This is a genomic window from Streptomyces sp. NPDC096046, assembly GCF_040303285.1.
Taxonomy (GTDB): Bacteria; Actinomycetota; Actinomycetes; order Streptomycetales; family Streptomycetaceae; genus Streptomyces.
The window spans coordinates 1-13,168 of record NZ_JBEOSZ010000036.1 but is presented as its reverse complement, the minus strand read 5'-3'; the positions used below and the strand labels follow the sequence as shown (position 1 = coordinate 13,168).

The 13,168-nt window shown below is 70.2% G+C and carries 13 protein-coding genes; all 13 read left to right on the top strand.

Annotated features, from left to right (window positions below):
• Positions 1–5 precede the first annotated feature (5 nt).
• The 13 genes from ABTX62_RS26515 (at position 6) to nusB (ending at position 13,060) form a co-directional block, all read left to right on the top strand.
• A complete protein-coding gene (locus ABTX62_RS26515; protein ID WP_352118561.1) occupies positions 6–359 on the top strand; it encodes a hypothetical protein in 354 nt (117 codons plus the stop codon).
• Positions 359–3,031: an alanine--tRNA ligase gene (alaS, locus tag ABTX62_RS26510; RefSeq protein WP_352118560.1), complete on the top strand. Its 2,673-nt coding sequence runs from the start codon at positions 359–361 to the stop codon at positions 3,029–3,031. Before ABTX62_RS26515 ends, alaS begins: the two co-directional genes overlap by 1 nt.
• Before the next feature lie 18 nt (positions 3,032–3,049).
• Complete coding sequence (gene ruvX / locus ABTX62_RS26505; RefSeq protein ID WP_352118559.1) at positions 3,050–3,514, top strand: Holliday junction resolvase RuvX; 465 nt, start codon at positions 3,050–3,052, stop codon at positions 3,512–3,514.
• 121 nt (positions 3,515–3,635) lie between these two features.
• Positions 3,636–5,345: an endolytic transglycosylase MltG gene (mltG, locus tag ABTX62_RS26500; protein ID WP_352118558.1), complete on the top strand. Its 1,710-nt coding sequence runs from the start codon at positions 3,636–3,638 to the stop codon at positions 5,343–5,345.
• An 11-nt stretch (positions 5,346–5,356) separates the two neighbouring features.
• Entirely contained in the window at positions 5,357–6,184 is an 828-nt protein-coding gene (locus tag ABTX62_RS26495; protein ID WP_352118557.1) for a shikimate dehydrogenase, read from the top strand.
• 51 nt (positions 6,185–6,235) lie between these two features.
• Positions 6,236–6,649 carry a hypothetical protein gene (locus ABTX62_RS26490; protein WP_352118556.1) on the top strand — a complete coding sequence of 138 codons (414 nt, stop codon included), beginning with the start codon at positions 6,236–6,238 and terminating at the stop codon, positions 6,647–6,649.
• 139 nt (positions 6,650–6,788) lie between these two features.
• Positions 6,789–7,973, top strand: coding sequence for a chorismate synthase (gene aroC, locus ABTX62_RS26485; RefSeq protein ID WP_283972563.1), 1,185 nt, complete (start codon positions 6,789–6,791; stop codon positions 7,971–7,973).
• The gene (locus ABTX62_RS26480) at positions 7,970–8,485 is read left to right on the top strand and encodes a shikimate kinase (protein WP_352118555.1); all 516 of its coding nucleotides are present in this window, start codon (positions 7,970–7,972) and stop codon (positions 8,483–8,485) included. The genes aroC and ABTX62_RS26480 overlap by 4 nt, the downstream gene beginning before the upstream one ends.
• On the top strand, positions 8,482–9,573 hold the full coding sequence (gene aroB, locus ABTX62_RS26475; RefSeq protein ID WP_352118554.1) for a 3-dehydroquinate synthase: 1,092 nt from the start codon (positions 8,482–8,484) through the stop codon (positions 9,571–9,573). The genes ABTX62_RS26480 and aroB overlap by 4 nt, the downstream gene beginning before the upstream one ends.
• 329 nt (positions 9,574–9,902) lie before the next feature.
• Positions 9,903–10,766, top strand: a complete 864-nt coding sequence (locus ABTX62_RS26470) for a Pro-rich N-terminal domain-containing protein (RefSeq protein ID WP_352118553.1) — start codon at positions 9,903–9,905, stop codon at positions 10,764–10,766.
• A gap of 121 nt (positions 10,767–10,887) precedes the next feature.
• Complete coding sequence (locus tag ABTX62_RS26465; RefSeq protein WP_352118552.1) at positions 10,888–12,003, top strand: aminopeptidase P family protein; 1,116 nt, start codon at positions 10,888–10,890, stop codon at positions 12,001–12,003.
• A gap of 53 nt (positions 12,004–12,056) precedes the next feature.
• Positions 12,057–12,623: an elongation factor P gene (gene efp / locus ABTX62_RS26460; RefSeq protein ID WP_031138970.1), complete on the top strand. Its 567-nt coding sequence runs from the start codon at positions 12,057–12,059 to the stop codon at positions 12,621–12,623.
• 2 nt (positions 12,624–12,625) lie between these two features.
• Positions 12,626–13,060, top strand: a complete 435-nt coding sequence (nusB, locus tag ABTX62_RS26455; RefSeq protein WP_283972558.1) for a transcription antitermination factor NusB — start codon at positions 12,626–12,628, stop codon at positions 13,058–13,060.
• The last annotated feature ends 108 nt before the right edge of the window (positions 13,061–13,168 follow it).

The window sequence follows — 13,168 nt, the reverse complement described above, 5'->3', positions numbered from 1 at the left end:
CAGCGATGTTCCGCCGTACCTTCTGGTTCAGCACGGGTGTCGCCGCCGGTGTCTGGGCCACCACCAAGGTCAATCGCAAGCTGAAGCAGCTGACCCCCGAGAGCCTCGCCAGAACCGCGGGCAACAAGGCGATCGAGGCCGGTCACCGCCTCAAGGACCGTGCCGTGGGCTTCGCGCTCGACGTCCGGGACAACATGGCCGTGCGGGAGGCCGAGCTGGGCGACGCCCTCGGGATCAACGAGAAGCCCGAGCTGCCGGCACCCCGGCGCCACACGGCCATCGAGAACCGCAACCACCCGAAGTACGTCGAGGGTTCGGCGTACCAGACGTACCCGTACAACCGGAATGAGGACCACTGATGGAGTCGGCTGAGATTCGCCGCCGCTGGTTGAGCTTCTTCGAGGAGCGCGGTCACACCGTCGTCCCTTCGGCGTCGCTCATCGCGGACGACCCGACTCTGCTCCTCGTCCCGGCCGGCATGGTGCCGTTCAAGCCCTACTTCCTGGGTGAGGTCAAGCCGCCGTTCTCGCGCGCCACCAGCGTGCAGAAGTGCGTGCGCACGCCCGACATCGAAGAAGTCGGCAAGACCACCCGCCACGGCACGTTCTTCCAGATGTGCGGCAACTTCTCCTTCGGCGACTACTTCAAGGAAGGCGCCATCAAGCTCGCCTGGGAGCTGCTCACCGGCCCCCAGGACAAGGGCGGTTACGGCCTGGACCCCGAGCGCCTGTGGATCACCGTCTACAAGGACGACGACGAGGCCGAGCGCATCTGGCACGAGGTCGTCGGTGTGCCGAAGGAGCGCATCCAGCGCCTCGGCATGAAGGACAACTACTGGTCCATGGGCGTCCCCGGCCCCTGCGGCCCGTGTTCCGAGATCAACTACGACCGCGGCCCCGAGTTCGGCGCCGAGGGCGGCCCCGCCGTCAACGACGAGCGGTACGTGGAGATCTGGAACCTCGTCTTCATGCAGTACGAGCGGGGCGAGGGCATCGGCAAGGACAACTTCGAGATCCTCGGGGACCTGCCCAGCAAGAACATCGACACCGGCCTCGGCCTCGAGCGTCTCGCCATGATTCTGCAGGGCGTGCAGAACATGTACGAGATCGACACCTCGATGGCCGTCATCGACAAGGCCACCGAGCTGACCGGCGTCCGCTACGGCGACGCCCACGGCTCGGACGTCTCCCTGCGCGTGGTCACCGACCACATGCGCACCTCCGTGATGCTCATCGGCGACGGCGTCACCCCCGGCAACGAGGGCCGCGGCTACGTGCTGCGCCGCATCATGCGCCGCGCCATCCGCAACATGCGCCTGCTCGGCGCCACCGGTCCGGTCGTCAAGGACCTGATCGACACCGTGATCGAGATGATGGGCCAGCAGTATCCCGAGCTCATCACCGACCGCGAGCGCATCGAGAAGGTCGCCCTCGCCGAGGAGAACGCCTTCCTCAAGACGCTGAAGGCCGGCACCAACATCCTCGACACGGCCGTCAGCGACACCAAGGCCTCCGGCGGCAGCGTCCTGCCCGGCGACAAGGCCTTCCTGCTCCACGACACCTGGGGCTTCCCGATCGACCTCACCCTGGAGATGGCCGCCGAACAGGGCCTCTCCGTGGACGAGGACGGGTTCCGCCGCCTGATGAAGGAACAGCGGGAGCGAGCCAAGGCCGACGCCCAGGCCAAGAAGACCGGGCACGCCGGCGCCGGCGCCTACCGTGAGATCGCCGACCAGGCCGGTGCCACCGACTTCATCGGTTACACCGACACCGAGAGCGAGTCCACGATCGTCGGCATCCTCGTCGACGGCGCCTCCTCCCCGGCCGCCACCGAGGGCGACGAGGTCGAGATCGTCCTCGACCGCACCCCGTTCTACGCCGAGGGCGGTGGCCAGATCGGCGACACCGGCCGTATCAAGGTCGACACCGGTGCCGTCATCGAGATCCGCGACTGCCAGAAGCCGGTCCCGGGCGTCTACGTCCACAAGGGCGTCGTCCAGGTCGGCGAGGTGACCGTCGGCGCCAAGGCCCACGCCTCGATCGACGACCGCCGCCGCAAGGCCATCGCCCGTGCCCACTCGGCCACGCACCTGACCCACCAGGCCCTGCGCGACGCCCTCGGCCCGACGGCCGCCCAGGCCGGTTCCGAGAACCAGCCCGGCCGCTTCCGCTTCGACTTCGGCTCCCCGTCCGCCGTTCCGACGGCCGCGATGACCGACGTCGAGCAGAAGATCAATGAGGTGCTCGCCCGCGACCTCGACGTCCGCGCCGACGTCATGGGTATCGACGAGGCCAAGAAGCAGGGGGCCATCGCCGAGTTCGGCGAGAAGTACGGCGAGCGCGTGCGCGTCGTGACCATCGGCGACTTCTCCAAGGAACTGTGCGGCGGCACGCACGTGCACAACACCGCCCAGCTCGGACTGGTGAAGCTGCTCGGCGAATCGTCCATCGGCTCCGGTGTCCGCCGCATCGAGGCCCTGGTCGGTGTGGACGCCTACAACTTCCTCGCCCGTGAGCACACGGTGGTCGCCCAGCTCCAGGAGCTGATCAAGGGGCGTCCGGAGGAGCTCCCCGAGAAGGTCTCCGCCATGCTCGGCAAGCTGAAGGACGCCGAGAAGGAGATCGAGAAGTTCCGCGCGGAGAAGGTCCTCCAGGCCGCCGGCGGTCTCGCCGAGTCCGCCAAGGACATCCGTGGCATCGCTGTCGTGACCGGCCAGGTCCCGGACGGCACCACCGCCGACGACCTGCGCAAGCTCGTCCTCGACGTGCGCGGGCGGATCCAGGGCGGACGGGCCGCCGTCGTCGCCCTCTTCACCGTGGCGAACGGCAAGCCGCTGACGGTCATCGCCACCAACGAGGCCGCCCGCGAGCGCGGGCTGAAGGCCGGCGAGCTGGTGCGCACAGCGGCCAAGACCCTCGGCGGCGGCGGTGGCGGCAAGCCGGACGTCGCCCAGGGCGGCGGCCAGAACCCGGCCGCCATCGGGGACGCCGTGGACGCCGTGGAGCGCCTGGTCACCGAGACCGCCAAGTAAGAGACGGGTCGGAAAAGCATGCGCAGAGGACGTCGACTCGCGATCGACGTCGGGGACGCCCGCATCGGGGTCGCCTCGTGCGACCCCGACGGGATCCTCGCCACCCCGGTGGAGACGGTCCCGGGGCGCGACATCCCGGCGGCTCGACGGCGGTTGAAGCAACTCGTCGAGGAGTACGAGCCCATTGAGGTGGTGGTCGGTCTCCCGCGCTCCCTCAAGGGGGGCGAGGGCCCGGCCGCGGTCAAGGTCCGGGGCTTCGTCCAGGAACTGGCCCGCATGATCTCCCCGGTTCCGGTGAGACTCGTCGATGAACGCATGACGACGGTGACGGCCAGTCAGGGACTGCGCGCCTCGGGCGTGAAGTCCAAGAAGGGCCGGTCCGTCATCGACCAGGCAGCGGCCGTGATCATCCTGCAACAGGCCCTCGAATCCGAACGGGTGTCAGGCAAAGCACCCGGCGAAGGCGTCGAAGTGGTCATCTGATCGCGATACGGTAACGTTCCGCGCGATGCGGCGGCGTTCGAACAGCCGCCGCACAGCAAGAGGCGGAACGGAAGCCGGGCCGGAAGCCGCGCGACCGCCGCCTCGCGGCTCTAGGGGATCGATGACTGAGTATGGCCGGGGCCAAGGCTCCGAACCGTGGCATCCGGAGGACCCGTTGTACGGGGACGGCGGATGGGATGGACAGCAGGCCCAGCAGGGTCAGCAGTCCCCGTACGGCGGCCAGCCGCAGCACTACCCGCAGCAGCCGCAGTACGGCGACTGGGGTACCGGTGACCAGGCCGGATACGGTCAGGCGCAGCAGCAGTACCCGTACGACCAGCAGTACGCGGCACAACCCCAGGGCCATCAGCAGTACCCCGGCCGGCAGGACCAGGGACCGCAGCAGGCTCAGGGCTACCACCACCAGCAGCAGTACGACAACTCCGGCTGGTCGAACGACCCGCACCAGCAGGTCGCGTACCCCGGCGATCCCCAGGACCCGTACGCGCAGCAGACCGGTGCGTACGACGGGGACCAGCAGGACCACTACGGCACGACTGACGCGTATCCGCCTCCCGAGACGCCCGGCCGGCGGGGGGCCGAGCCCGCGCAGGAACCGGAGACGGACTGGGATCCCGGCCCTGACCAGGGTGAACACGCCTTCTTCGCGGGCGGGGACGACGAGGACGACGGCGACGAGCCGAAGGAGCGCCGCGGGCGCGAGGACAAGCGGGGGCGGGGCGGCGGCAAACCGAAGAAGCGCCGCAGCGGCATGGCCTGCCTGCTGGTCGTCGTGGCGCTCGGCGGCGTCCTGGGCGGCGTCTGCTACTTCGGTTACCGGTTCTACCAGGATCGTTTCGGCGACGCCCCGGACTTCGCGGGCGACGGCAACGGGCAGCAGGTGTCCGTCGAGATCCCCGAGGGAGCGCTCGGGTACAAGATCGGCCAGGTGCTGAAGAGCGCGGGGGTCGTCAAGAGCGTCGACGCGTTCGTCGCGGCCCAGCAGGAGAACCCGAACGGCAAGAGCATCCAGAACGGCGTCTACACGCTGCAGAAGCAAATGTCGGCCGAGAGTGCGGTCGAACTGATGCTCAGTCCGAAGAGCCGAGACAATCTGATCATCGCCGAGGGCAAGCGCAACGCCGATATCTACCGGCTCATCGACAAGCGCCTGAAGGTCAAGGCCGGCACCACCGCAGCGGTCGCCGAGAAGGACTACAAGAAGCTCGGCCTGCCCTCCTGGGCGCAGAACCGCGCCGACGTGAAGGACCCGTTGGAGGGCTTCCTCTTCCCCTCCAGCTACGGCGTGAGCGAGGGGCAGAAGCCCGAGGCCGTCCTGAAGCAGATGGTCGAGCGGGCCACCTCGACGTACGCGAAGCTCGGGGTCGAGAAGAAGGCCGAGAGCCTCGGACTCGAAGACCCGTGGCAGCTGGTCACCGTCGCCAGCCTGGTCCAGGCCGAGGGCACCAGTCACGACGACTTCCGCAAGATGGCCGAGGTCATCTACAACCGCATGAAGCCGAACCCGCAGACCAACGGCATGCTGGAGTTCGACTCCACCTACAACTACATCAAGAACCAGAGCAAGATCGACCTGAGCCTGAGCGAGCTGCGGAACTACGACAACCCCTACAACACGTACTTCCACAAGGGGCTGCCGCCCGGTCCGATCGACAACCCGGGCGAGGACGCCATCAAGGGCGCCCTCAACCCGACGGACGACGGCTGGTACTACTTCATCTCGCTCGACGGCAAGACCAGCAAGTTCACGAAGACGAACGCCGAACACCAGAAGCTGGTCGACCAGTTCAACGCCTCGCGGAACAACTGAGGAAGACCCTGATGGCCGCAGCACGCCGAGCCGCCGTACTCGGCTCCCCGATCGCCCACTCGCTCTCCCCGGTCCTGCACCGCACCGCCTACCGGGAGCTGGGCCTGACCGGCTGGACGTACGACAGGTTCGAGGTGGACGAGGCCGGGCTGCCCGCGTTCTTCGAGACGCTCGGCGCCGAGTGGGCCGGGCTCTCGCTGACCATGCCGCTGAAACGGGCCGTGATCCCGCTGCTCGACGAGATCAGCGAGACCGCCGCCTCGGTCGACGCCGTCAACACCGTCGTCACCACCGCGGACGGCCGCAGGGTCGGGGACAACACGGATATCCCCGGCATGGTCGCGGCGCTGCGCGAGCACGGCATCGACAAGGTCGACGCCGCCGCCGTCCTCGGCGCCGGCGCCACCGCCTCCTCCGCGCTGGCCGCGCTGTCCCGGATCGGCCCGGGCGAGATCGCCGTCTACGTGCGCAGCGAGGCCCGGGCCGCCGAGATGCGGCGGTGGGCAGAGCGGCTCGACGTCGCCGTCCGCATCGCCGACTGGGCGGACGCCGAGCAGGCCCTGCGCGCGCCCCTGGTGATCAGCACCACGCCTGCCGGTGTCACCGACGCCCTCGCCCGGTCGGTGCCCGAGCGCCCGGCGGCCCTCTTCGACGTCCTGTACGACCCCTGGCCGACCGACCTCGCCGCCCGCTGGTCGACGTACGGCGGTGCCGTCGTCAGCGGCCTCGACCTGCTGGTCCACCAGGCCGTGCTCCAGGTCGAGCTGATGACGGGGCTCGCCCCGGCGCCTTTGGGGGCCATGCGAAAAGCGGGTGAGCGGGCTCTCGCGGACCGATAAGATCCACTCCCGGTTCCGCAGGGGGTGGAACAGGGGAGGGGAACGTCCGTCATGTCCACAGGCTTGCCTCAGGCGTCCGTCAAGTCCCAGATATTCGAGTCCCTGCTCGGCTTTCTGCCCGACTGGGTGCAGATCACGGTGCTCGCCCTGATCGTGCTCGCCGTCGTGGCGTCGTGGGTCGTCAAGATCAAGCGCAAGATCGCCTACCGGCGTGCCGTCCGCGACGGACAGCCCGTGCACGCGGCGGCCCGGTACGGGCAGGGACGCGGAGCGGACTACCTGGGGCAGTACGCGCCGCAGCGGCTCCAGCCGGCCCGGCAGCAGGGCAGCGGCGCCGACCACCTGGGGGCGTACGCCCCGCAGCAGGTCCGGCCCGAGCCGCAGCCGAGCGGTGCCGACTTCCTCGGGGCCTACGCGCCGCAGCAGCGGCAGGGCGACGGTCCGTCCGCGAACGCGTCCGCTTGATGGACCGGCCGCCGGGGTGAGGGCCCCGGCGTGGGAGGATCGGAGACGGCGGACCGGGCCGCGCACCCGGTCGCGCCGTCGCCGTACGCGACGAGGCGCGTACGCAGCAGTACCAGAGCGCGAGCACTGAGGAGCACCGTTGAGCAGGTTGCGCTGGCTGACCGCGGGGGAGTCCCACGGTCCCGCACTCGTGGCGACGCTGGAGGGCCTTCCCGCCGGTGTGCCGATCACCACGGACATGGTGGCGGACCATCTCGCGAGGCGGCGCCTGGGTTATGGGCGCGGTGCCCGGATGAAGTTCGAGCGGGACGAGGTCACCTTCCTCGGCGGCGTCCGGCACGGTCTCACGCTCGGCTCCCCGGTCGCGATCATGGTGGGCAACACCGAGTGGCCCAAGTGGGAGCAGGTCATGGCCGCCGATCCGGTCGACCCGGAGATTCTGGCGGGGCTGGCCCGCAACGCCCCGCTGACCCGGCCGCGGCCCGGCCACGCCGACCTCGCCGGCATGCAGAAGTACGGCTTCGACGAGGCCCGGCCGATCCTGGAGCGCGCTTCGGCGCGGGAGACCGCTGCCCGTGTCGCCCTGGGCGCGGTGGCCCGGTCGTACCTGAAGGAGACGACCGGCGTCGAGATCGTGTCGCATGTGGTGGAGCTGGCGGCGGCGAAGGCACCCAAGGGCGTTTACCCGACCCCGGGCGACGTCGAGAAGCTGGACGCGGACCCGGTGCGCTGTCTGGACGCGGATGCGTCGAAGGCGATGGTCGCCGAGATCGACCAGGCCCACAAGGACGGCGACACCCTCGGTGGTGTAGTGGAGATCCTGGCGTACGGGGTGCCGGTCGGCCTCGGGTCGCATGTGCACTGGGACCGCAAGCTGGACGCCCGGCTCGCCGGCGCGCTCATGGGCATCCAGGCCATCAAGGGTGTCGAGATCGGCGACGGCTTCGAGCTGGCGCGGGTCCCCGGTTCCAAGGCGCACGACGAGATCGTGAAGACTGACGAGGGGATCCGGCGTACCTCCGGCCGCTCCGGTGGCACCGAGGGTGGTCTGACCACGGGTGAGCTGTTGCGGGTGCGCGCCGCGATGAAGCCGATCGCGACGGTGCCGCGTGCCCTGCAGACCGTGGATGTCACGACCGGCGAGGCGACGCAGGCGCACCACCAGCGCTCCGACGTGTCCGCGGTGCCGGCCGCCGGCATCGTGGCCGAGGCGATGGTGGCGCTGGTGCTGGCCGATGCGGTGGCGGAGAAGTTCGGTGGCGACTCGGTGGCCGAGACGCGCCGGAACGTGACGTCGTTCCTCGACAACCTCGCCATCCGATGAGCGGCCCGCTGGTGGTCCTGGTCGGCCCGATGGGTGTGGGCAAGTCCACCGTCGGGCGGTTGCTGGCCGAGCGGCTGGGGGTTTCCTACCGGGACACCGATGACGACATCGTCGCCGAGCAGGGCAGGACCGTCGCCGAGATCTTCGTGGACGACGGCGAGTCCGCCTTCCGGGCGATCGAGAAGGCGGCCGTGCGCCGGGCCGTCGCCGAGCACGACGGGGTGCTGGCCCTGGGCGGCGGCGCGATCCTCGACGCCGACACACGGGCGCTGCTCGCCGGGCAGCGGGTGGCGTACCTGTCGATGGACGTCGAGGAGGCGGTCAAGCGCACCGGCCTCAACACGGCCCGGCCGCTGCTCGCGGTCAACCCGCGCAAACAGTGGCGCGAGCTGATGGAGGCCCGCCGCCACCTGTACGAGGAGGTGGCCACGGCCGTGGTCGCCACCGACGGCCGGACCCCCGAAGAGGTCACCCGAGTCGCCCTGGACGCACTGGAGTTGAAGGAAGCATGAGCGAGGCAGTGACGCGAATCCAGGTCGGCGGCACGGCGGGCACCGAGCCGTACGAGGTCCTGGTGGGCCGCCAACTGCTCGGCGAACTCGCCGGTTTGATCGGCGGCAAGGCCAAGCGGATCGCGATCCTCCACCCCGAGGCGCTGGCCGAGACCGGTGACGCGCTGCGCGCCGATCTGGCCGGGCAGGGCTACGAGGCGGTCGCCATCCAGGTGCCCAACGCGGAGGAGGCCAAGACCGCCGAGGTCGCCGCCTATTGCTGGAAGGCGCTCGGCCAGTCCGGCTTCACCCGCACGGACGTCATCATCGGCGTCGGCGGCGGTGCGACCACGGACCTCGCCGGGTTCGTGGCCGCCACCTGGCTGCGGGGCGTGCGCTGGATCGCCATCCCGACCACCGTGCTCGCCATGGTGGACGCGGCCGTCGGCGGCAAGACCGGCATCAACACCGCCGAGGGCAAGAACCTCGTCGGCGCCTTCCACCCGCCCGCCGGTGTGCTCTGCGACCTGGCCGCGCTGGACTCCCTGCCGGTCAACGACTACGTCTCCGGGCTCGCCGAGGTCATCAAGGCCGGCTTCATCGCCGACCCGGTGATCCTGGACCTCATCGAGTCCGACCCGCAGGCCGCCCGCACCCCGGCCGGCCCGCACACCGCCGAGCTCATCGAGCGTTCCATCCGGGTCAAGGCCGACGTGGTGTCGTCGGACCTGAAGGAGGCGGGACTGCGCGAGATCCTCAACTACGGCCACACGCTCGGCCACGCCATCGAGCAGAACGAGCGCTACAAGTGGCGCCACGGCGCGGCGGTCTCGGTCGGCATGCACTTCGCCGCCGAACTGGGCCGTCTGGCGGGCCGGCTGGACGACGCGACGGCCGACCGCCACCGCACCATCCTCGAAGCGGTCGGTCTGCCTCTGCACTACCGGTACGACCAGTGGCCCAAGCTGCTGGAGACCATGAAGGTCGACAAGAAGTCCCGCGGCAACCTGCTGCGCTTCATCGTCCTCGACGGTCTGGGCAAGCCCACCGTCCTGGAGGGACCCGACCCGGCCGTGCTGCTCGCCGCGTACGGCGAAGTGGGCCAGTAAGGGGTCCTTTCACTATGAGCGTCCGATCAGGGCACGTGGTCTGGTGCCGTGCATCGCAAGGCGCCGGGAAGCCCTCGTAGCGGAGCTACTAGGGCGTTTCGGCAACGCGGCGAGGTGCGGCACCAGGCCGCGCGACCCGGACGGGCATAGTGAAAGGACCCCTAAGTCCTCCGGCACCCCTTCCGCCCGGAATCACCTTACGGGGCCGGGCACTTCGGACCGTCCCCGGCCGTTCACACATCGACGACCGGGGGCGGTACCGTTCGGTAGCAAGCGGGTTCCGCCCCGCTGTCAGCGCCCATCGCCTGTACGAGACGGAGTGGCACCGGATGCAGCACGCAGTGGGTTCTCCGCTGCCGCAGCCCCATCAGCCGGGGCACGGACCGGCCACCGGCTGGTCGCCGGCCGCACATCACCCGGTTCCGCCGAACCCGGGCGCGCACCAGGGCTCCGTGCCCGCGCCCCCGTCGCCCCCGGCGCCGGGGTATCCGGCGCCTCCGCCCGGACCGGCCGCGGCCATGCCCCCCGCTTCCGGCCCACCCGCGCCGGAGACCACCGGCCATGTGCCGCTGCCGCCCGGCGGCCCGGTCGCCATGCCGATGGCCCCGCCCGCCGCGGCGATTCCCGACCCCGCCGCCACCACGCTCGCGGTGCTGCTCATCGGCCCCGCGGGCGCGGGCAAGACCAGCGTCGCCAAGTTCTGGGCGGACCATCGCCGGGTCCCCACGGCCCACATCAGCCTCGACGACGTACGCGAGTGGGTCCGCTCCGGCTTCGCCGACCCCCAGTCGGGGTGGAACGACCACTCCGAGGCCCAGTACCGCCTGGCCCGCCGCACCTGCGGCTTCGCCGCGCGGAACTTCCTGGCCAACGGCATCTCGTGCATCCTCGACGACGCGGTCTTCCCCGACCGTCCGGTGGTCGGCCTCGGCGGCTGGAAGCGTCACGTGGGCCCCGGCCTGCTGCCGGTCGTCCTCCTGCCCGGACTGGACATCGTCCTGGAACGCAACGCGGAGCGCTCGGGGAACCGGCGGCTGTCGGACGAGGAGGTCGCCCGCATCCACGGCCGCATGGCCGGGTGGTACGGCTCGGGCCTGCCGATCATCGACAACTCGCAGATGGACGTCCCGGAGACGGCGCGCGTACTGGACGACGTCCTGGCCCGCTCCATCGCCAGCCCACCCCAGTGGTGAGAGCCCCGTAGGGACACGGGGACCGCGCGATGCCCCACGGCTCGCGTACGACAGACGTCCTGCTGCCCCACTCGGCCTCTCCCGAACGGCGCCGGACCCGCGGAGCTCATACGCTCGGGTCATGTCAGAGGTGTACGCGGCCCGCCGGACGCGTCTGAGGGACTACTGCAACGCGGGCGGCAGCGCGGCGGCGCTGGTCTCCCGCCCCGCCAATGTGCGCTATCTCGCGGGCGCGGCCCCGCCCGGCGCCGTACTCCTGCTGGGCAGGACCGAGGAGCAGGACCTCCTGGTGTGTGCCGGCCCCACGGCCGACCGCCCCACGCAGGAGCGTCCCGACGAAGCCCTGCGGGTACAGGCGCTGCCCGGAATCGGCGGCGGTGACCCGGCCGTCGCGGCCGCCGACGCCGCCGCGGGCCAGGGCGCCGACTCCCTCGCCGTGGAGGAGCACCACCTCACCGTGGCCCGGCACCGAGCCCTCGGCTCGGTCACCCCCCGGCTGCGCCTGACCAACCTCGGCAACGCCGTCGAGCAGCTCAGGGTCGTCAAGGACGAGGAGGAGATCTCCTGTCTGCGCATCGGCGCCGAGATCGCCGACCAGGCCCTCGGCGAACTGCTGGAGTCGATTCTCGTCGGCCGTACCGAACGCCATCTCGCGCTCGAACTCGAAAGACGGCTCGTCGATCACGGGGCGGACGGGCCGGCCTTCGCCACGTCCGTCGCCACCGGCCCGAACGCCGGCCGTCCCGGCCACCGGCCCAGCGACCGCCGCGTCGAGGAGGGCGACTTCCTCTCCGTCTGCCTCGGCGCGACCTACCGCGGATACCGCTGCGAGATCGGCCGCACCTTTGTCATCGGCACCGCTCCCGCGGACTGGCAGATCGAGCTCTACGACCTGGTCTTCGCAGCCCAGCGAGCCGGGCGTGAGAGCCTGGTACCCGGCGCCGCCTGCCGGGACGTCGACCGCGCCGTCCGCCAGGTCCTGGACTCCGCGGGGTACACGGAAGGCCTCACGGTCCTGACCGGACACGGCGTCGGGCTCGAAATCGACGAGGACCCTCAATTGAGTCCCGCGGCCATGGGTAAACTGGACGCTTGCGTGCCGGTCACCGTCGAGCCGGGGGTCCACCTCCCGGGCCGGGGCGGTGTCCGGATCGATGACACGCTCGTCGTCCGCCCCGAGGCGGACGGCGGACCCGAGCTACTCACCATCACGACCAAGGAGCTGCTCGCCCTGTAGGTAGGCAGGCGCGTGCACCGGGGTCGTACGTCAGTCCAGGAGATTCCGCAACCGTGGCTTCCACGAACGACCTCAAGAACGGCATGGTGCTCAAGCTCGAAGGCGGCCAGCTCTGGTCCGTCGTCGAGTTCCAGCACGTCAAGCCCGGCAAGGGCCCGGCCTTCGTGCGCACCAAGCTCAAGAACGTGCTCTCCGGCAAGGTCGTCGACAAGACCTTCAACGCCGGCGTCAAGGTCGAAACGGCCACCGTCGACAAGCGCGACATGCAGTTCTCCTACATGGACGGCGAGTACTTCGTCTTCATGGACATGGAGACCTACGACCAGCTGCACGTCGACCGCAAGGCCGTCGGCGACGCCGCGAACTTCCTGATCGAGGGCTTCACCGCCACCGTCGCGCAGCACGAGGGCGAGGTGCTCTTCGTCGAGCTGCCCGCCGCCGTCGAACTCGTCATCCAGGAGACCGAGCCGGGCGTCCAGGGCGACCGCTCCACCGGCGGCACCAAGCCCGCCATTCTGGAGACCGGTCACCAGATCAACGTGCCCCTCTTCATCACCACGGGTGAGAAGATCAAGGTCGACACCCGCACCAGCGACTACCTCGGCCGGGTGAACAGCTAACCGTGGCTGCCCGCAACACGGCCCGTAAGCGCGCCTTCCAGATCCTCTTCGAGGGGGACCAGCGCGGTGCCGAGGTGCTGACCGTCCTCGCGGACTGGATCCGGCTCTCCCGGGCGGACACCCGGCAGCCGCCGGTCAGCGAGTACACGATGGAGCTGGTCGAGGGCTACGCGGAGCACGCGAAGCGCATCGACGAGCTGATCGCGCAGTACTCCGTCGGCTGGACGCTCGACCGGATGCCCGTCGTCGACCGCAACATCCTGCGGCTCGGCGCCTACGAGCTGATCTGGGTCGATGCGACGCCGGACGCCGTCGTCCTCGACGAGATGGTGCAGCTGGCGAAGGAGTTCTCCACGGACGAGTCGCCCTCGTTCGTGAACGGCCTGCTCGGCCGGCTGAAGGAACTCAAGCCCTCGCTCCGCCGCGACGAGGTCTGAGACCGAGCACACGCCCCCCACACTCCGACAGGAAGTGTCATGCGCCCCCGCATCGCCCGCACGCTCCTGCTTCCCTTCCTGGCCCTGACCGGCCTGCTCCTGACCCTT